Origin of the sequence: Microbulbifer sp. SH-1 (assembly GCF_011326135.1) — a bacterium.
Classification (GTDB): Bacteria; Pseudomonadota; Gammaproteobacteria; order Pseudomonadales; family Cellvibrionaceae; genus Microbulbifer; species Microbulbifer harenosus.
The window spans coordinates 3,446,789-3,465,205 of sequence record NZ_CP046948.1 but is presented as its reverse complement, the minus strand read 5'-3'; the positions used below and the strand labels follow the sequence as shown (position 1 = coordinate 3,465,205).

The 18,417-nt window shown below is 60.4% G+C and carries 17 protein-coding genes; 5 read left to right on the top strand and 12 right to left on the bottom strand.

Annotation, left to right across the window (positions count from 1 at the left end):
- Positions 1 to 67 precede the first annotated feature (67 nt).
- The 6 genes from GNX18_RS14190 to GNX18_RS14165 form a co-directional block, all read right to left on the bottom strand.
- A complete protein-coding gene (locus tag GNX18_RS14190) occupies positions 68 to 868 on the bottom strand; it encodes a putative porin (RefSeq protein WP_138234182.1) in 801 nt (266 codons plus the stop codon).
- A 426-nt stretch (positions 869 to 1,294) separates the two neighbouring features.
- Positions 1,295 to 1,990, bottom strand: coding sequence for a phosphate signaling complex protein PhoU (gene phoU, locus GNX18_RS14185; protein WP_138234181.1), 696 nt, complete (start codon positions 1,988 to 1,990; stop codon positions 1,295 to 1,297).
- Between the two features lie 24 nt (positions 1,991 to 2,014).
- Positions 2,015 to 2,755 carry a phosphate ABC transporter ATP-binding protein PstB gene (gene pstB / locus GNX18_RS14180; RefSeq protein ID WP_240914381.1) on the bottom strand — a complete coding sequence of 247 codons (741 nt, stop codon included), beginning with the start codon at positions 2,753 to 2,755 and terminating at the stop codon, positions 2,015 to 2,017.
- Positions 2,756 to 2,923: 168 nt separating this feature from the next.
- On the bottom strand, positions 2,924 to 4,216 hold the full coding sequence (gene pstA / locus GNX18_RS14175) for a phosphate ABC transporter permease PstA (protein WP_371808108.1): 1,293 nt from the start codon (positions 4,214 to 4,216) through the stop codon (positions 2,924 to 2,926).
- Position 4,217: 1 nt separating this feature from the next.
- Positions 4,218 to 5,597, bottom strand: a complete 1,380-nt coding sequence (gene pstC, locus GNX18_RS14170; protein WP_138234178.1) for a phosphate ABC transporter permease subunit PstC — start codon at positions 5,595 to 5,597, stop codon at positions 4,218 to 4,220.
- A gap of 133 nt (positions 5,598 to 5,730) precedes the next feature.
- The gene (locus tag GNX18_RS14165; protein ID WP_205827936.1) at positions 5,731 to 6,798 is read right to left on the bottom strand and encodes a PstS family phosphate ABC transporter substrate-binding protein; all 1,068 of its coding nucleotides are present in this window, start codon (positions 6,796 to 6,798) and stop codon (positions 5,731 to 5,733) included.
- A 236-nt stretch (positions 6,799 to 7,034) separates the two neighbouring features.
- Here GNX18_RS14165 and GNX18_RS14160 point away from each other — a divergent pair, with 236 nt between their 5' ends.
- The 3 genes from GNX18_RS14160 (at position 7,035) to GNX18_RS14150 (ending at position 9,599) form a co-directional block, all read left to right on the top strand.
- Positions 7,035 to 7,661, top strand: coding sequence for a TRAP transporter small permease subunit (locus GNX18_RS14160; protein WP_166218889.1), 627 nt, complete (start codon positions 7,035 to 7,037; stop codon positions 7,659 to 7,661).
- The gene (locus tag GNX18_RS14155; RefSeq protein WP_166218887.1) at positions 7,658 to 9,019 is read left to right on the top strand and encodes a TRAP transporter large permease subunit; all 1,362 of its coding nucleotides are present in this window, start codon (positions 7,658 to 7,660) and stop codon (positions 9,017 to 9,019) included. The genes GNX18_RS14160 and GNX18_RS14155 overlap by 4 nt, the downstream gene beginning before the upstream one ends.
- A gap of 190 nt (positions 9,020 to 9,209) precedes the next feature.
- Positions 9,210 to 9,599, top strand: a complete 390-nt coding sequence (locus GNX18_RS14150) for an acyl-CoA thioesterase (protein ID WP_166218885.1) — start codon at positions 9,210 to 9,212, stop codon at positions 9,597 to 9,599.
- Positions 9,600 to 9,667: 68 nt separating this feature from the next.
- Here the strand turns inward: GNX18_RS14150 and GNX18_RS14145 are convergent, their stop codons facing one another.
- Positions 9,668 to 10,204 carry a demethoxyubiquinone hydroxylase family protein gene (locus tag GNX18_RS14145; RefSeq protein ID WP_166218883.1) on the bottom strand — a complete coding sequence of 179 codons (537 nt, stop codon included), beginning with the start codon at positions 10,202 to 10,204 and terminating at the stop codon, positions 9,668 to 9,670.
- A 56-nt stretch (positions 10,205 to 10,260) separates the two neighbouring features.
- Entirely contained in the window at positions 10,261 to 10,857 is a 597-nt protein-coding gene (locus GNX18_RS14140; RefSeq protein ID WP_166218882.1) for a hypothetical protein, read from the bottom strand.
- Between the two features lie 222 nt (positions 10,858 to 11,079).
- Here GNX18_RS14140 and groES point away from each other — a divergent pair, with 222 nt between their 5' ends.
- Together groES and groL are read left to right on the top strand one after the other, a co-directional pair.
- Positions 11,080 to 11,406 carry a co-chaperone GroES gene (gene groES, locus GNX18_RS14135; RefSeq protein WP_166218881.1) on the top strand — a complete coding sequence of 109 codons (327 nt, stop codon included), beginning with the start codon at positions 11,080 to 11,082 and terminating at the stop codon, positions 11,404 to 11,406.
- The gene (groL, locus tag GNX18_RS14130; RefSeq protein WP_166218880.1) at positions 11,403 to 13,031 is read left to right on the top strand and encodes a chaperonin GroEL; all 1,629 of its coding nucleotides are present in this window, start codon (positions 11,403 to 11,405) and stop codon (positions 13,029 to 13,031) included. Before groES ends, groL begins: the two co-directional genes overlap by 4 nt.
- Positions 13,032 to 13,131: 100 nt before the next feature.
- On the opposite strand, the gene GNX18_RS14125 is transcribed toward groL, so the two are convergent.
- The 4 genes from GNX18_RS14125 to uvrD form a co-directional block, all read right to left on the bottom strand.
- Positions 13,132 to 13,479: a PBPRA1643 family SWIM/SEC-C metal-binding motif protein gene (locus GNX18_RS14125; RefSeq protein ID WP_166218879.1), complete on the bottom strand. Its 348-nt coding sequence runs from the start codon at positions 13,477 to 13,479 to the stop codon at positions 13,132 to 13,134.
- Positions 13,480 to 13,608: 129 nt separating this feature from the next.
- The gene (locus GNX18_RS14120) at positions 13,609 to 14,463 is read right to left on the bottom strand and encodes a PA4780 family RIO1-like protein kinase (RefSeq protein WP_166218878.1); all 855 of its coding nucleotides are present in this window, start codon (positions 14,461 to 14,463) and stop codon (positions 13,609 to 13,611) included.
- Positions 14,464 to 14,883: 420 nt separating this feature from the next.
- Positions 14,884 to 16,011 (bottom strand): TRAP transporter substrate-binding protein, encoded by a 1,128-nt coding sequence (locus GNX18_RS14115; protein WP_166218877.1) that lies wholly within the window; start codon positions 16,009 to 16,011, stop codon positions 14,884 to 14,886.
- 101 nt (positions 16,012 to 16,112) lie between these two features.
- The gene (gene uvrD / locus GNX18_RS14110) at positions 16,113 to 18,359 is read right to left on the bottom strand and encodes a DNA helicase II (RefSeq protein ID WP_166218876.1); all 2,247 of its coding nucleotides are present in this window, start codon (positions 18,357 to 18,359) and stop codon (positions 16,113 to 16,115) included.
- Between the last annotated feature and the right edge of the window lie 58 nt (positions 18,360 to 18,417).

Below are 18,417 nucleotides of genomic sequence, written 5' to 3'. Positions count from 1 at the left end.
ACGAATGTCAAAGCGACAACCTTCGGCGATAGCCAATAGCAGCCAGCACCGAAGGTTTTAGGGAAAATTACAGCTGAACGGTTACACCGATGCTGAAAATATCCAACTCGTCAAAATCGCGGTTGGAGGCGTAGCCCACCTTAGCCGCAACATTGCGGTTGAAGAAGTGGGTAGCATCCACGAAATAGGAGTCGTTTTCTGCGTAGCCACCACCGATGGAGGTGTTTTCGTTGAAGTAGAACTCTACTTCACCACCCCAGAACAGGTCTTCACCCGCATTGTCTGTCAGGGTAACACCTGCAGTCAGGTACTGACCGCCGGACAGAGCGGTGAAGTACTTGGAAGACACACTGCGGTAATCGAACTCATCATCCACTTCGGCGGTAAAACCAATGTAGTCGGTGCCGCTCAGCTGGTGGTTGTATTTGGCGCGGGCGAACAGGACGGTGTCTTCATCTTCCGGTTTCACCGCTTCTACTTCCGCGAGGAAATTCGGAGTGAACAGGAAGCCCACACCGGCGCTGTAGTTGGTGGAGAAATCATTGTCCTCAAGCTCACCAAACAGTTTCCACTGACCGGTATAGTATTCGCCACCAATGTTCAGTGTGTCGGTGTCATTGCCTTCTGCATCGATGTAGCTGAAACCACCGTAGATGTTGCTCACCGGCAGAATGTAGTTGAATTCTTTGCGCGGACCCAGGGTATTCAGGGCACCGAAGTAGTACTGCGACTGAACGCGCAGGGTATCGACATCGAAATTGCCGTAATCTGCTGACGTGTAATCAGCGTCGGTGAAGGAGTTGTACTGTTCTGCGGAAGCAATGGCAGAAACCAGCATGAGAGGAAGTGCTGCAAACTTGAACTTCATGGAAGTGTTCCCTGTTTAAATTACATCTGTACGTTTGAATCAGTACTTTCGTACCCGTACCCGCTGTTTGCCCTTCCGGGCAAATGCGGCGCGGATTCTAAGCAAAGGAAAAACTCAGCGCAACGATAAACGTTAAATGTGACTAACGTCTCAACTGTCACGTGTATCCCGTAATCTGGCTACAAGCGAAATTACAGAAGCCCGCGCATTTTGCGAGGTGGCATCTGAACCGATGCTGAATACGCTGAAGGGGTTTTGGTTATACCAATTCCGGAAAAACGGGGGTAGGCAATTCTCGATTAGGATTGTTACGAATACAAAAGGCCGCAGTAGCGGCCTTTTGTAAAATTATTTCCGATGCGATTGTGCAGATTCCGATTTCTCGATCCGGAAAGCGGAAAAGCCGATGCCCGGTTCAACGCACTCTCAGCGCAGATTTTTCTTGTTGCCGTGGCGGATATCCGCGCCCTTTACCAGATACACCACCTGCTCACAAATATTCTTGGCGTGATCACCGATTCGCTCCAGTGAGCGCAGGGTCCACAACACGTTCATCACCCGCGAAATACTGCGCGGGTCCTCCATCATATAGGTGACCAGCTCGCGGATCGCGCTGCGGTAATCCATGTCCACCTGCTCGTCTTCCGCCAGCGTCTTCAGCGCGGACTCCACATCGAAGCGGGTGTAGGCGTCGAGGGCGTCGTTCATCATCTTGCGCACGGCGTTGGCGATGTGACGGATCTCGGTGTAGCCGCGCGGCGCGGTGCCCTCGTCGGTGAGCGCAATGGCCATTTTCGCGATCTTGCTGGCTTCATCGCCCATGCGCTCCAGGTCGCGGGCGATGCGGATCACCGACATCACCATGCGCAGGTCGGACGCCGCCGGCTGGCGTTTGGCGATGATCAGGGTGGCGTGCTCGTCCAGCTCCATTTCGCAGCGGTCGATTTCCTCTTCCACCTGCAGCACCTTTTCCGCCAGCTCGCTGTCGGCGTTGGCGAGAGCATCTACCGCGTCCGCCACCTGGCGGGCGACAAGGCCACCCATTTCCAGCATTTCCGTCTTGAGGCTCTCGAGATCCTCGTTGAACTGGCGGGAGATGTGTTGATCGAAATGCATGTCCATATTCTCTGTGGGCTCCCCCCAACCTTAGCCGAAACGGCCGGTGATGTAGGCTTCGGTGAGTTCGTGCTCGGGATTGGTGAACACGGTCTCGGTATCGTTCACTTCCACCAGCTTGCCGAGGTGGAAGTAGGCAGTGCGCTGACTTACCCGTGCGGCCTGCTGCATGGAGTGGGTGACGATGGCGATGGTGTAGTTCTCGCGCAGCTCGTCAATCAGCTCCTCGATACGCGCGGTGGCGATCGGGTCGAGTGCGGAGCAGGGCTCGTCCATCAGAATCACTTCCGGGCTCACCGCAATCGCGCGGGCGATACACAGGCGCTGCTGCTGACCGCCGGAGAGGCCGGTGCCGGGTTTGTCCAGGCGGTCTTTCACCTCGTTCCACAGACCCGCGCGGCGCAGGCTGTTCTCGACGATTTCATCCAGTTCCGCGCGGCGGCTGGCGATGCCGTGGATCTTAGGACCGTAGGCGACATTGTCGTAAATGGACTTGGGAAAGGGGTTCGGCTTCTGGAACACCATGCCGACGCGCGCGCGCAGCGGTACCACGTCCACCTTCGCGCCGTAAATGGGGTCGCCGTCGAGGCTCAGCTCGCCCTCCACACGACAGCCCTCAATGGTGTCGTTCATGCGGTTCAGGCAGCGCAGAAAGGTGGATTTGCCACAGCCGGACGGGCCGATCATCGCCACCACCTGGTTGCGACCGATATCCAGGCTCACATCGTGAATCGCCTGGGTCTCGCCGTAAAACACATTGACGTTGCGCATACGCAGCTTGGCGTCGTCACAGAAGGGGCTGCCGACGGTTTTGATGTCCGCTTTGGTGTTCACTAAATTCTGCTCCGCGGTTGAGTCGCCCACGGCTGCTGCCGGGCCCGCATTCAGGGTCATGGTACTCATGGCTTGTTCTCGCTCGCTATCTTACGCGCTTTCGCTTCACCAGCGGCGCTCAAGTTTCTTGCGCAGCCACACTGCGCAGGTGTTCATGGTGATCAGCACCGCCAGCAACACCATGATGGCGGCGGAGGTGCGCTCCACAAATGCGCGCTCCGGGCTGTCGGCCCACAGGAAAATCTGCACCGGCAAAACCGTGGACGGGTCGGTTATGCCGTGGGGCACATCGACAATAAACGCCACCATACCGATCATCAGCAGCGGCGCGGTTTCACCCAGCGCCTGCGCCATACCGATGATGGCGCCGGTCAGCATGCCGGGCATCGCCAGCGGCAGTACGTGGTGCAATACCACCTGCATGCGCGAGGCGCCCATACCCATGGCCGCCTCGCGGATCGACGGGGGCACCGATTTGAGCGATGCGCGGCTGGAAATGATGATGGTGGGCAGCGTCATCAGCGTCAGCACCAGGCCGCCCACCAGCGGCGCCGAGCGCGGCAGTTCGAAGAAGTTGATGAAGATGGCGAGACCCAACAGACCGAACACGATGGACGGTACCGCGGCGAGGTTGTTGATGTTCACCTCGATCAGGTCGGTCCAGCGGTTTTTCGGGGCAAACTCCTCGAGATAGATCGCCGCCGCCACACCGATGGGGAAGGACAGCACCAGGGTCACCAGCAGGGTAAACAGCGAGCCCACCAGGGCCGCGCGGATACCCGCCTGCTCCGGCTCGCGGGAATCGCCGTTGGTGAAAAAGGTTTTGTTGAAGCGCTTTTTCAGTTCACCGGAATCGCGCAGCGCGTTGATCCACACCGCCTTCTGTTCGGAGGTGCGACCGAGGAAGCCGTCCTTGCTCTTCGACAGGCTCTTCACGTAGGTGTCGACATCGTCGTCCGCGTTGACCCATACGGTTTCGCTCTGCCCCAGCAGTTCCGGGTTGTTCTGCAGGCGCTCGCGCAGGTCGAAGCCGGCACCGCTGGAAACCAGCGAATACAGCTCGCGTTTTTCGGATCGCCCGGTCACATCGGGAAAGCGCTCGCGCAGGGCATTGCGGATCACACCGTCGAAATTCGCCCAGGCGAGACTCTCCTGGTCCACCTTGTCGATGCCCAGCTCCGCCGGATCGTAATTCACCTGCAGCTGGATCTGCGACTGTACGAAAGCGCTGCTGCCCTTGCTGATGATGTCGGTAAACAGCACCAGCACTGCCAGCACACCAAAGGCAATACTCGCGATACCGAAACCGCGGAATATTTTTTCCTTGCGATGGCGACTGGCAAGCCTTGCAGCGATGCGCTCGCGCACCTGTTTCTGTGTCAGGTTGGTTTGGGTCAGATCAGTCATACTGTTCCCGGTATTTTTTCACGACGTGCAGGGCAATAAAGTTCAGAATCAGCGTGCTGATAAACAGCATCAGACCGAGCGCAAATGCCGCGAGGGTTTTCGGGCTGTCAAATTCCTGGTCGCCCACCAGCAGGGTCACGATCTGCACGGTGACGGTGGTAACGGATTCCAGCGGATTGGCGGTGAGATTGGCGGCGAGGCCCGCGGCCATCACCACGATCATGGTCTCGCCGATCGCGCGGGATACCGCCAGCAACACGCCGCCGACAATGCCGGGCAGGGCCGCCGGAATCACCACCTTGCGCACGGTTTCGGATTTGGTGGAGCCGAGGCCGAGGGCGCCGTCGCGCAGGGACTGGGGCACCGCGTTGATCACGTCATCGGAGAGGGAGGAGATGAACGGGATGATCATCACCCCCATCACCAGGCCGGCGGCCAGCGCACTCTCGCTCGACGCCTCGAGCCCGACGGACTGGGCGAGGTCGCGAATAAACGGCGCCACAGTCAGCGCGGCGAAAAAGCCGTACACCACCGTGGGCACACCGGCGAGGATCTCGATCAGCGGTTTGGCAAAGGCGCGCACGCGGTTGCTGGCGTACTCGGCGAGGTAGATCGCCGACATCAGGCCCACCGGCACCGCCACAAACATGGCGATGGCGGACACCATTAGCGTACCGGTAAACAGCGGCACCGCGCCGAAGGCACCGCTGGAACCCACCTGGTCGGCGCGCATCGCCATCTGCGGGCTCCAGTGCAGGCCGAACAGGAATTCGGTCACTGGCACCGCCTGGAAAAAGCGCAGGGATTCAAACAGCACCGACATCAGGATGCCGACGGTGGTAAAGATAGCGGCACAGGCGCACATCAACAGGATGACCCGCAGTACCTTTTCCACCTTTTCCCGCGCGCGCAATTCCGGGGTCACCCGCATCAGCGCGTAGGCACCAAGGCCGACGGCCAGAATCAGAATCAGCGCGGTCTGCAGCCACTGACCGCTCTGGCGCAGGCTGTTCAGGTGCGCGGCGGCGGCGGCGAGTTGCGGCGTGGACTCGCCCACGAGACTGCCGGCGGCGAGGTTCTGGATCTGCGCGTACAGCAGGTTCTGCCCGGACAGGGTCTCGGGCCGGTCAGCGACACCGCCCAGCACCAGCGCGCGGATGATGGCATCGTCGAACGCCAGCCACACGCCAAGGATGACCAGCGCCGGCAGCCCGCACCAGAGCGCGGTGTGCACGCCGTAATAACTGGGCAGGGAGGCCAGGCTGCGAATACCGCCGCGACTGCGGGCGGCGCCGATGGCGCGGCTGAAGCCGGTGCCATAGGCCACCAGAATCAGCAGCAACAGCAGGGCGAAGAGAGTGGGAGTCTGCATCGAATCGCTCGGTTGTCGGTTTTGCCGGCCATTATCCGGTCTTGTGTCGGCAATTTATATGGAAACGGCCAGACTCCCTGTTTGCAGAAACGGGAGCCTGGCCGGCAATTCCATCTACCTCGTTGCTGCCAGATTATTTGACGGCGAGGTTGGTCAGGGCGTTCAGCTTGCGCACATCGGTGGCCACCTGCTGGCGCTTGCTGTCGTGCAGCGGGATCATACCCTTGTCCGCCAGATATCCGTCTTCACCCCAGGCGCGCTCGTTGGTGAATTCTGCCAAGAACTGCGTGATGCCGGGCACCACGTCCACGTGGGCTTTTTTCACGTAGATGAACAGCGGGCGGGAAACCGGATAGCTCTGGTCGGCGATGGAGTCGAAGGTCGGTTCCCGGCCTTCGATCAGCGAGCCCTGTACCTTGTCCGCGTTCTGGTCGAGGAAGCTGAAACCGAAGATGCCCAGGGCATTCGGATTGGCCGCCAGCTTGTTCACGATCAGGTTGTCGTTCTCGCCGGCTTCCACATAGGCGCCGTCTTCACGGATGTTGTGGCAGATTGCCTTGTAGGCGTTCTTGTCGGATTTCTCCTTGGCGGCGACCCAGGGGAACTGCTGGCAGCCACCTTCCATCGCCAGCTCGGCGAAGGCGTCGCGGGTACCGGAAGTGGGGGGCGGGCCAAGCACTTCGATTTTGTGTGCGGGCAGTGCCGGGTTCACGTCTTTCCAGGTTTTGTAGGGGTTGGCCACCAGGGTCTCGGAACCGTCCGGGTTGGGCACGTCTTTGGCCAGCGCCAGGAAGATATCCTTGCGGGACAGCTCAAAGCGCTGGTCGCTTTTGGCGTTGGCCAGCACGATGCCGTCGTAACCGATCTGTACTTCCACCACGTCCACGCCGTTGCCGTTACACATTTCCAGCTCGGACTGCTTGATGCGACGAGAGGCACCGGTGATGTCGGCAGTATTCTCGCCCACGCCCTGGCAGAACAGCTTCATGCCGCCGCCGGTGCCCGTGGATTCCACCACCGGGGTCTTGAACTGGGTAGCGCGGCTGAAGCGCTCGGCCACCACGGTGGTAAACGGGTAGACGGTGGACGAGCCGACAATGCTGATGTGGTCACGCGCCGCCAGGGCGGCGTTGGATGCCGCGATGGACAGGGCCGCCAGGGCCGAGGCCAGAACTTTTTTGCTCGCAGAACGGTTGTTCATTGCTTTCTCCAGAAGTGGTCGCCAAATTGGCCAAAATCTCTATACGCGGCGCATGTTATGTCGGGCTGGTGACGATTCTATGAATGAAACGTTACAAACAGATTACAGTCCCACACCTCTGCAACCGACCCCATCCAACCCTGTGGTCCACCCCCGGTGCTGGCGCGATTCCTGACCAGCGGTTACGCTCTCCCCCCTGGATAACAGAACAATAAAGATGATTTGAGAGACTTCCCATGACGTTTCTGTTGCGCGCCGCCAATGGCCTCGATCGCTTTGCCGGCGGCTGCGGCCGCCTGCTGGGCTGGCTGACCCTGGCCATGGTTCTGATCCAGAGCCTGGTGGTGGCGCTGCGCTACGGGTTTGACGGCGGCTCGCTCGCCCTGCAGGACGCCGTCACGTATCTGCACGGCGCCGCCTTCATGCTCGGCCTGGCCTATGCGCTGCAGGCCGGTGCCCACGTGCGGGTGGATGTCATCTATCGCACGCTGTCGGCCCGCGGCAAAGCCTGGGTAGACGCGGTGGGCTGCCTGATCTTCCTGTTGCCGCTGTGCGCATTTATTGCCGTGGGCGGCTGGTATTTTGCCGCCAACAGCTGGGCGGTGCACGAAACCAGCAACAGTGCCGACGGCCTCGGCGGCGTGTACCTGCTGAAAAGCCTGATTCCGCTGGCCGCCGCCGCCCTGGCGCTGCAGGGCCTTAGCCAGTTCGCCCGCGCCCTCAATACCCTGATGCAGGTGGAAGCCGAGGCCGCGCGCCAGCACGCCGCGGTCGCGCCGACTCAGGTGAAGGAACAACCCCGCGCTCTGGTGCGGGAAGCCGCTGGAACGATGCGGGAAGCTGCCGGGGAGGCTGGCGCATGATGGAACTGATTCCATTGCTGATGTTCATCGTGGTGTGTGGCGCGCTGATGCTGGGCTACCCGGTGGCGTTTACCCTGGGCGGCACCGCACTGCTGACCGCGGGCCTCGGCATTGTCGCCGGGGTGTTCGACGCGGAACTGCTGCGCGCCTTCCCCGACCGCCTCTACGGCATCATGCAGAACGGCACCCTGATGGCGGTGCCGCTGTTCGTGCTGATGGGCGTAATGCTGGAGCGGGCGCGCATCGCCGAGGAACTGCTGGTCAATCTGGCGCGGGTGTTTTCCGGCATCCCCGCCGGCATGGCGGTGTCGGTGGTGGTGGTGGGCACGCTGCTCGCGGCCAGCACCGGTATTGTCGGCGCCACGGTGGTGACCATGGGCCTGATGTCCCTGCCCACCATGCTGAACCGCGGTTACTCGCCGAAGCTCGCCACTGGCACCATCTGTGCCACCGGCACCCTCGGCCAGATCATCCCACCGTCCATCGCCCTGGTTTTGCTCGGCGATACCCTGTCTAACGCCTACCAGCAGGCGCAGTTGTCCCAGGGGATATTCAACCCAAAACCGGTGAGTGTGGGCGATCTGTTCGTTGGGGCGATCATTCCCGGCCTGCTGCTGGTGGCCGCCTACATCCTCTACCTGCTGTTCATCGCCCGGCGCGAACCGGCCACAGCGCAGGGTCAGCATGAACAGGTGGACCTGGCGGAAACCCTGAAAAGCCTGTTCCCGCCCATCGCATTGATGCTGCTGGTACTCGGCTCCATCATCACCGGCGCCGCCACGCCCACGGAGGCCGCCGCCGTCGGTGCGCTGGGCGCGGGTGTACTCGCCTGGAGCCGCGGCGCGCTGAACTGGGCGCGCGCCGGGGAAGTGGGGCAAAGCACCCTGCAGGTCACCGCCATGGTATTCGCGATACTCATAGGCGCCTCGTTGTTTTCCCTGGTGTTCCGCGGCTTTGGCGGCGAGGAAGTCGTCACTCACTTCTTCGAAAGCCTGCCCGGCGGTGTCATCGGCGCCACCCTGCTGGTGATGCTGGTAATCTTCCTGCTGGGTTTCATCCTCGACTTTATCGAGATCACCTTCGTAGTGGTGCCTATCGTCGGCCCGGTGCTGCTGGCCATGGGGCTCGACCCGGTGTGGCTTGGCGTGATGATTGCACTGAACCTGCAAACGTCATTCCTGACGCCGCCATTCGGCTTTGCGCTGTTCTATTTGCGCGGCGTGGCACCGACGGAAGTCGCCACCAGCGCCATCTACCGCGGGGTGGTGCCGTTTATCGCCATCCAGCTGCTGGTGCTCTGCCTGCTGGCACTGTGGCCACCACTCGCCACCTGGCTGCCGGGCTATCTGGCCTCTTGAGCCAGTCAGGTGCAGTAAGTGAGAGAGTCAGTAGAAAATGCTGAATCCGGGCAAGAATTTACATGCACAGGCCTGGCTATTTTGTACCCACATTGTGCTAGAATGCGCCACCTTGACGGCAGGCCACCACAGAAGAAGCGCGCCCCAGTATCCGTCGGGTCAATAAATCTAAAAATTGTGAGCACTCGCGATGTCCGCCATTGATGAAGAACCGCAACCCAGCGGTACCCTGACCCTGCAGACCCAGTCCATGCCCCGCGACACCAACCCCCAGGGTGATGTTTTCGCCGGCTGGCTGATGTCGCAGATGGACCTGGGAGGGGCCATCCTCGCCCAGAGTATCGCCCGCGGCCGCGTCACCACCGTCGCCGTCGGCAGCATGGTGTTCCTGCGCCCGGTACCGGTGGGCTCCACCGTCAGCTGCTACGCCGAAACCATCGAAGTCGGGCGCTCCTCCATCAAGACCATGGTGGAAGTCTGGCTGACCCGGGTAGACACCGGCGAGCAGGTGAAAGTGACCGAAGGCGAGTTTGTCTACGTCGCCATCGATGATCGCGGGCGCACGCGGCCGCTGCCGTAAATGATGGATAGGCTGTGAATACTAAAGCGGGGCCCGATGGCCCCGTTTTGCTGTGCCTCTAACAGCAGTCAAAGCTTGGTGGACAGCCAGATGGCGAGCTCCGTGGCCCTGCGCACCACCCAGAAAATGCACCGATGCGAATTCGGGCCGGCGCCGTATTGAAGCCCCTTGTCCCGATGCTCCTCTTCATCCGCCCGAATACTCTGGACGGCATCAAACACTTCGCGGTCGTGTCGGTCCAGAAAGGCCAATTGCCACTCCAGATGGTGCAATACGGTCGATTCGATGGAGTAGGTACACACCCAAATCGCATTGCGCCCCAGTAGGGCTGTAAAGCTCCCCAGAAGCAGGCCGCCGAGCGCCCACAGTTTGAGTGCGTAGCAGTGACGAATAGAGCGGCGCTTGAGGATTTCATCAAAGCGGCGGAAATGTTCGCGCTCATGCGCCAGCATTTCGTCAAATTCCGCAACGACATCCGGGTACCAACGGCGCGCAAAAAATCGCTGCGCGCGGTAAATATGAATAGCGCCATATTCACCGGCATGGTCGACTCTGAGAATACGCTCAACCTCGCGTATCGCAGCAATTTCGGCGGTTGTTTCCACGGTCTAGACGTCCTCTTGTCTTCCCCCTCACCACCAGAAGATAGCTTATGCTGTTGTTAATGCAGCTCGTCGCTGTCGGGCACTACCACACCCAGCCCCCGCAGCTTCGCCGCCAGTTGCGGGTCGCCGCTCTCCCGCCAGCGCTGATATAACTGCAGGATATCCCCGGCATCCAGTACCTGACCTCTGCCACACACCAGCGCCACCAGTTCCAGCAGGCGGCCGAAGCGTCGCGACAGTTCGCTGAATACCGAGCGATTGTGACGCGCATTCTCGCCGAGGTAGTCGTAGGCGCCGCCGCCCATGCCGATGAAGTAGTCGCGGCCGATGCCGCGGCGGGTGTAGTTTTCCGGAAAGAGGGCACCTAAGAAGAGGGCGAGGTCGCCGAGCTGGCGCAGCAGCAGGCAGCGGTGGTGGTGGCTGTCGACCTCCAGCGCGTCGCGATACAGTAGTGCGAGCGGGCGAATGTCCAGCTCGCCGCGGTCGTAACTGAACACCTGGCCGCTGTCGCCGAAGCGCGCCAGCAGGTTGCCGATATACCAGAGGGTGTCTTCCTGGGGCCGGGGCTCAAGGCTCGCGGCCTCGTCCTGCAGGCGCACGCGGAAAAAGTCCGCGAGGGTGTGTTCAAAGGTGGTTTGCGATACGGATGGCATCAGCTCCTCCTTAAACCGTCTGTCTCTAAAACTATAAATCCGCCGTTATCGCAGTTCTATTTTTTGGGCATGAATTTTTATAAAAAATTTTTATAAGAATTCCGGTTTTTGTCCCCTTGAAATCTGTCTGGCCGCACACATTTTCGGGCTTGTCAGGGGGCTACCCCTGGAATCCCAACCTTTAACCATTGATATTCCTAGTGCTTATTGGGAGGACATCCGATGAGTATCAAACCGCTCTACGACCGGGTGGTTGTTAAACGTCTTGCGGCGGAAACCACCACCAGTGGTGGCATTGTTATTCCGGACAAGGCCGCAGAAAAACCCACCCAGGGAAAAGTGATCGCCGTCGGTAACGGCGCGCAACTGGCAAACGGCGAGCTGCGCCCGCTGGCGGTCAAGGTGGGAGACCGGGTACTGTTCGGCCAGTACGCCGGCACCGAAATCAAACACGACGGTGAGACCTATCTCATCGTCAAGGAATCCGACATTTTCGCCGTGCTCGAAGATGTGGAAGAACAGAAACAAGATAAGGAGAAAGCCACATGAGTGCCAAAACCGTCAAGTTTTCCGACGACGCCCGCGAGCGCATGCTGGCCGGCGTGAACATCCTCGCCGATGCGGTGAAAGCCACCCTCGGCCCGAAAGGCCGCAATGTGGTGCTGAGCAAGAGCTTCGGTGCACCGCGCATCACCAAAGACGGCGTGTCCGTGGCCAAGGAAATCGAGCTCAAGGACAAATTCCAGAACATGGGCGCGCAGATGGTGAAAGAAGTCGCGTCCAAAACCGCCGACGTGGCCGGCGACGGCACCACCACCGCCACCGTACTGGCGCAGGCGCTGGTGCGCGAAGGTCACAAGGCCATTGCTGCGGGCATGAACCCGATGGACCTGAAGCGCGGTATCGACACCGCGGTGAAGGCCGCGGTAGAGGAGCTGGCCAAACTCGCCAAGCCCTGCGAAGACACCAAGGCCATCGGCCAGGTAGGCACCGTGTCCGCCAACTGGAATGAAGACATCGGCCAGATCATCGCCGAGGCGATGGAGAAAGTCGGCCGCGACGGCGTGATCACCGTGGAAGAGGGCAAGTCCCTCAACAACGAGCTGGATGTGGTCGAGGGCATGCAGTTCGATCGCGGTTACCTGTCGCCGTACTTCGTCAACAACCAGGAAAAAATGCAGGCGGAACTGGACAACCCGTTCATCCTGCTGTTCGACAAGAAGATCAGCAACATCCGCGACCTGCTGCCGGTACTGGAGTCCGTAGCCAAAGCCAGCCGTCCGCTGCTGTTGATTGCCGAGGATATCGAAGGCGAGGCACTGGCCACTCTGGTGGTGAACAACCTGCGCGGCATCCTCAAAGTCGCCGCGGTGAAGGCCCCGGGCTTCGGCGACCGCCGCAAGGCCATGTTGCAGGATGTCGCCATCCTCACCGGCGGTACCCTGATCTCCGAGGAAGTGGGCCTAACCCTGGAACAAGTCACCCTGGAACAGCTGGGCAGTGCCAAGCGCGTGGTGATCGGCAAAGACAACACCACCATCGTCGACGGCGCCGGCAACAAGGGGGATATCGACGCACGCGTGAAACAGATCCGCGCGGAAATCGAGGCCTCCACCTCCGACTACGACAAGGAAAAGCTGCAGGAGCGCGTGGCCAAGCTGGCTGGCGGTGTTGCGGTGATCAAGGTGGGCGCCGCTACCGAAGTGGAAATGAAGGAGAAGAAGGATCTGGTGGACGACGCCTTCCATGCGACCCGTGCGGCCGTGGAAGAGGGCATCGTCGCCGGCGGCGGCCTGACCCTGGTGCGGGTTGCCGACAGCCTGCGCAGCAGCGGATTGAAGGGCGCCAACGACGATCAGCAGGTGGGTATCAATATCGCGCTGCGCGCGATGGAAGAACCCTTCCGCCAGATCGTTGCCAACGCCGGCGTTGACGGCAGCGTGGTGCTGAACAACGTGCGTTCAAATGACAGCGCAAATTACGGCTACAACGCCCAGACCGGCGCCTACGGCGACATGCTGGAGTTCGGCATTATCGACCCGGCCAAGGTGACCCGTTCCGCACTGCAGAACGCCGGCTCCATCGCCGGACTGATGCTGACCACCGAAGTAATGGTGGCGGAGGCCCCGGTTGAGAAAAAATCTGAGCCGGCGGCGGACGCCTACGATTACTGAGTTTAGATTCCGCTGTATGCACTACAAAAAAGGGCCGACATTGTCGGCCCTTTTTTATTTTTGGACGGAATGGTTCCCCGGAGTACTTACACGGGGAAATTTATTGTCCACAACACTTTTTATATTTTTTGCCACTGCCGCAACTGCACGGCTCATTGCGCTCGGGAACCTTGTCGAGCTTGACCGTTCCCTTTTTATTGAGAATCGCGGTCAGTTCTGCAATGGACTCCACCGCGCCCTCGCTGCTGTCCACGGTGATCTCGGCATAAAGCTCAGCCTGCGCAACCAGTGCTTCCACTTCGCGCTTGCGCTCTTCGCTCGTCACCACCAGCAACAGGGGATATTTCCTGCTGCCGGATTTGTGCGAGCCCCGAGTTTCGTAGCCGAATTTGACGTGGTTTTCCCGCGGGTCCTGGCGGCCCTTGTAAAAGAATTTGCGGTTCGACATGTATTGATCCAGATGGCGATAAAGAATCCGCGACCAGAAATATATGGTCGCGATCAGAAGCTTTCGGGCTAATGCCCACAGAAAATTATTTCAGCCACAGTGGGCTCATGTGGCCAGAGATGGCAGTTGCTATTCGTATTCCGCTTCGCGGATACGCTGTTGCCGCTCCTGCTCTTCACGCATCACAGCTTTGATTTCTTCCAGCACGCCATCAACATCCGCGCTGTCGCCGTCGTCTGTAAACGCCCCACTAAGAGGCGTGTCTGGCGTCAGGTTACCTTCCGCGTAAAGTGCCCACATTTCCTCGGCGTAGCGTGTGTGCAGCAGCTCGGGGGCAAATTCCCCGTAATAGCGGCGCATATTGTTGACGTCGCGGACAAACATTTCCCGCGCGCTATTGTTGGCGGCGGCGTTGACGGCCTGGGGCAAATCGATGATCACCGGGCCGTAATCATCCACCAGCACATTGAACTCCGACAGGTCGCCGTGCACGATGCCCGCGCACAGCATGAGCTTGATGTAGTGCATCATGAGCGCGTGATCTTCGAGTGCCTGTTCCTCCGACATAAGTACTTCGCCGAGTCGCGGCGCCACGTCGCCGGTGTCGTCGGTGACCAGCTCCATGAGCAACACGCCATCGACACAACCATAGGTTTCCGGTACCCGCACGCCGGCCCGGCTCAGACGGGACAGGGCGTCGATTTCCGCGTTCTGCCAGATTTCTTCCTGCTGTTTGCGGCCGTAGCTGGAGCGCTTTTGCAGAGCCCTCGCCTCGCGGCCGCTGCGCACCTTCCTGCCCTCCTGGTATTGGGCGGCCTTTTTAAAGCTGCGTTTGACCGCGTCTTTATAGACCTTGGCGCAGCGAATATGGTCACCACAACGGACAATGAATATGTCGGCTTCTTTGCCGCTCATCAGGCGGCTGATCACTTCATCGATCAAGCCGTCATCGACGAGGGGTTGTAGGCGTTTCGGAGGTTTCACAGGCGTCCACTGGTTACTGGGAAGGGCGGCATTATGACACCAAAATCGTCGATTAAATAAGCAGTATCCGCGACATTCCGCGGTCAGGATGGCGACCGGTCGGCCACCATTGGCCGGACATTCCCACTTGGGCGCTTTCGCCGGATTATTTTCCCGGTTCGTTGCCACGTTTGCGCGATATTAAAAAGGGCCGGCATAGTCGTAATGCTGTTCACTTAGCAAAATGCCAGGCGAAGGTGGCGATGCCGGGTGCGCTCTTGTGAGACCTTCTGCGAGAGGGACCTCGCAGAAGAGCCCCCATGGATGGGTCTACGGCGTGTCTCACAAGAGCGCACCCGGCAGCGGCACCGCCACCGAGCTGCTTAAGTGAACAGTATTACGACATAGTCGGCCCTATTGCGATTGGCTTACGGCAACCGCCTACTGGATGGCGCGGGTCTGATAATAGGCTTCTTCACTGATCCGGTGATAGGGAATTACCTGGCTTTCAAATTCTTTAAACGCCTTGTACACGCGATTGAAGTGCGGATCTCTGGCCGCGGTTTCCTGCATGATCTGGTCGTTGATGGTTTTCAGGTGGGCGATGACGTCGTCCGGCAGTTTGCGCAGCTCCACCCCGTGCTGCTCCACCAGCTCTTTCAGCGCGCGATTGTTGCGCGCGGTGTACTCGTCGAGCATGTCCTGGTTGGCGTCGCGGGCGGCAGTACGGACGATGGCCTGCAGATCCTTAGGCAGTTTTTCGAAGGCGGTTTTGTTGATGATGATTTCGAGAATCGAGCCGGGTTCGTGCCAGCCTGGGTAGTAATAGTATTTGGCAATCTGGTGGAAACCGAAGGCGAGGTCGTTGTAGGGGCCGACCCATTCGGTGGCATCGATCACGCCGGTCTGCAGCGCCGTGTACAGCTCACCGCCGGGAATGGTGACCGCGGTACCGCCGGCGCGGTTCAGCACGTCACCGCCCAGGCCGGGAATACGCATCTTGAGCCCCTGAAGATCGGCGACGGAATTGATCTCGCGATTGAACCAACCCGCCATCTGCACACCGGTGGAGCCGCCGGCCATGGGGATCAGGTTGAACGGCGCATAGAGCTCTTCCCACAATTTCAGGCCGCCGCCGTAGTGCAGCCAGCCATTCATTTCCTGGGCGTTCAACCCAAACGGCACCGCGGTAAAAAACTGCGCGGCGGGGAGCTTACCTTTCCAGTAGTAGGCGGCGCCGTGGCCCACCTGGGCGGCGCCATCGGAGACCGCGCCGAAGACGCCCATGGCCGGAACCAGTTCGCCGGCACCGTAGACCTTGATCTTCAGGCGGCCGTTGGACATCTCTTCGACTTTTTTCGCGAAGCGTTCGGGGGCGCTGCCGAGGCCGGGGAAATTTTTCGGCCATGTAGTTACGAGTTTCCACTCGAAGGTCTGCTGGCCAGTGTTCTCTAACGTTGTGATTTTCTGCTCTTGCGTTGAGCGGGAAACCACCAGCGCACCGAAGGTGAGTACCAGCAGGGCGAGCAGGCCGAGGATGACGGGGGGGTACCAGTTTATTTTTTTCATGCGCTTTCTGTTCGTTTTTATTTTTTCCGCCCCGGGGCCGGGGCGGTTCGCCTGCAGGCAGGCTCCTACATTCCGTGTATTTTGCAGAGCTCGATAGTGAATCAGAGAGGTTGCAGTTTGGCCATGGATACTACCAGCCATTTGGCTCCGGCATCGTCGAAGTTGACCTGCACCCGCGCGCGCGGGCCGCTGCCTTCGAACTGCACCACGGTGCCCTCGCCGAACTTGGCGTGGTCCACGCGGCCGCCCAATGCCAGCGGCGGCAGGTCGTCGTCGAAGTCCGGCGCGGCGTCGGAGTAGGGATTTACTCCGCCAGAAAACTTACCCCAATCCTTTCCAAAAGAGTTGGGTTGAAACAGCGGTTTGGAAATCTCGGTTTTGAGACGCACCTCGTGGATATATTCCACTGGAATTTCATTCACAAACCGCGACGGTTTGTTGTAGGTCTCGCTGCCAAATAACCGGCGGCTCTCGGCGTAGGTAATGTAGAGCTTCCGCATGGCGCGGGTGATGCCGACGTAACACAGGCGGCGCTCCTCTTCCATGCGCCCCGGTTCCTGTGCGGACATCTTGTGCGGGAACAGGTTTTCCTCCACGCCGGCCATAAATACCAGCGGGAATTCCAGTCCCTTGGCCGAGTGCAGGGTCATCAGCTGCACCGCATCTTCGAACTCGTCCGCCTGGCCCTCGCCGGCATCCAGTGCGGCACTGTCGAGGAACTGGTTCAGCAGCGGAACGTCCTCTTCTTCCACCACTTCGCCGTCGGCATCGGTGGCCTGGGGCACACCGTCGAAGCTGCGACAGGCGCTCACCAGTTCCTGCAGGTTCTCCACCCGGGTCTGGCCCTTCTCGCCTTTTTCCTTGCTGTGGAAATCCACCAGCCCGGTCTGCTCGATGGCGAGTTCGGCGATATGGTCGAGGGTCTTGTCGGTGCTCTCTTCGTCCAGCGCGTCGATCAGGCTGAGGAAGCTCGCCAGTGCGCTGCCGGCGCGGGCCGTCAGCACTTTCTGCTGCAGCATTTTCTCCGCCGCCGCCCACATGGAGCTGCCGTGTTCGCGCGCGAATTCCCGCACCATATCCACGGTGCGCGCGCCGATGCCGCGGGTGGGCGTGTTCACCACGCGTTCGAACGAGGTGTCGTCGTGGCGGTTGGTGATCAGGCGCATGTAGGCGAGCGCGTTCTTGATCTCGAGGCGCTCGTAGAAACGCTGGCCGCCGTAGATGCGGTAGGGCACGTGTTCGCGCAGCAAGGCCTCTTCCAGCACCCGCGACTGCGCGTTGGAGCGGTACAGGATGGCGACGCTGTCGCGGCGGTTGCCGTCGCGCACCCAGTCGCGGATGCGCTCGACAATAAAGCGCGCTTCGTCCTGCTCGTTGTAGGCGGAGTAGAGCGCAATGGGCTCGCCTTTCTCACCCTCGGTCCACAGCTCTTTGCCGAGGCGGCCGTGATTGTGGGCGATAACCGCGTTGGCGGCGTTGAGGATGGTGCTGGTGGAGCGGTAGTTTTGCTCCAGGCGCACCGTCTGCACATCCTTGCGGTCCACCTCGAAGTGCTGGATGTTCTCGATCTTCGCTCCGCGCCAACCGTAGATGGACTGGTCGTCGTCGCCGACCGCGGTGATGGCGCACTCGTCCCCGGCCAGCAGGCGCAGCCAGGCGTATTGGATGGTGTTGGTATCCTGGAACTCGTCGACGAGGATATACGGGAAGCGGCGGCGGTAGTGGGCGAGGATGCCGTCGTTGTTCAACAGCAGCTCGTGGGCGCGTAGCAGCAGCTCGCCGAAGTCGACGAGACCGGCGCGCTGGCAGGCCTCCTCGTAGGCGGCGTAGATGCGCACCATAGTGGCGAGCCAGGGATCGCCGCTCTGCTGGATGTACTGGGGGCGCAGGCCTTCGTCTTTCTGCGCGCCGATCCACCACTGGGTTTCCCGCGGCGACCACTTCTTCTCATCCAGCCCCAGCTCGTTTTGCACCCGCTTGATCAGGCGCAGCTGGTCGTCGCTGTCGAGAATCTGGAAGTTCTGCGGCAGCCTGGCCTCTTGCCAGTGGGCGCGCAGCAGGCGGTGGGCGAGGCCGTGGAAGGTACCCACCCACATACCGAAGGTATTCACCCCCAGCAGCTCCTCGATGCGCCCGCGCATCTCGCGCGCGGCCTTGTTGGTGAAGGTCACCGCCATGATGGAGTAGGGCGATGCGCCCTCGACCATCATCAGCCAGGCGATACGGTGCACCAGCACGCGGGTCTTGCCCGAGCCGGCACCGGCGAGAACCAGTTGGTTGCCCGGCGGCGCGGCTACGGCCTCGCGCTGGGCGTCGTTTAGAGGGTCTAAGAGTTCAGATACGTCCATGGGCGCGATTGTATCAGGGGTCGGGGGAGAACTGGGTATATAAACAGGTTTTAAACAA

What these genes read in the sequence shown, in the direction of transcription:
- GNX18_RS14190 (WP_138234182.1), bottom strand. Translation starts at nt 868, where the DNA reads ATGAAGTTCAAGTTTGCAGCACTTCCTCTCATGCTGGTTTCTGCCATT.
- phoU (WP_138234181.1), bottom strand. Translation starts at nt 1,990, where the DNA reads ATGGACATGCATTTCGATCAACACATCTCCCGCCAGTTCAACGAGGAT.
- pstB (WP_240914381.1), bottom strand. Translation starts at nt 2,755, where the DNA reads ATGCGCAACGTCAATGTGTTTTACGGCGAGACCCAGGCGATTCACGAT.
- pstC (WP_138234178.1), bottom strand. Translation starts at nt 5,597, where the DNA reads ATGCAGACTCCCACTCTCTTCGCCCTGCTGTTGCTGCTGATTCTGGTG.
- GNX18_RS14165 (WP_205827936.1), bottom strand. Translation starts at nt 6,798, where the DNA reads ATGAACAACCGTTCTGCGAGCAAAAAAGTTCTGGCCTCGGCCCTGGCG.
- GNX18_RS14160 (WP_166218889.1), top strand. Translation starts at nt 7,035, where the DNA reads ATGACGTTTCTGTTGCGCGCCGCCAATGGCCTCGATCGCTTTGCCGGC.
- GNX18_RS14155 (WP_166218887.1), top strand. Translation starts at nt 7,658, where the DNA reads ATGATGGAACTGATTCCATTGCTGATGTTCATCGTGGTGTGTGGCGCG.
- GNX18_RS14150 (WP_166218885.1), top strand. Translation starts at nt 9,210, where the DNA reads ATGTCCGCCATTGATGAAGAACCGCAACCCAGCGGTACCCTGACCCTG.
- GNX18_RS14140 (WP_166218882.1), bottom strand. Translation starts at nt 10,857, where the DNA reads ATGCCATCCGTATCGCAAACCACCTTTGAACACACCCTCGCGGACTTT.
- groES (WP_166218881.1), top strand. Translation starts at nt 11,080, where the DNA reads ATGAGTATCAAACCGCTCTACGACCGGGTGGTTGTTAAACGTCTTGCG.
- groL (WP_166218880.1), top strand. Translation starts at nt 11,403, where the DNA reads ATGAGTGCCAAAACCGTCAAGTTTTCCGACGACGCCCGCGAGCGCATG.
- GNX18_RS14125 (WP_166218879.1), bottom strand. Translation starts at nt 13,479, where the DNA reads ATGTCGAACCGCAAATTCTTTTACAAGGGCCGCCAGGACCCGCGGGAA.
- GNX18_RS14115 (WP_166218877.1), bottom strand. Translation starts at nt 16,011, where the DNA reads ATGAAAAAAATAAACTGGTACCCCCCCGTCATCCTCGGCCTGCTCGCC.
- uvrD (WP_166218876.1), bottom strand. Translation starts at nt 18,359, where the DNA reads ATGGACGTATCTGAACTCTTAGACCCTCTAAACGACGCCCAGCGCGAG.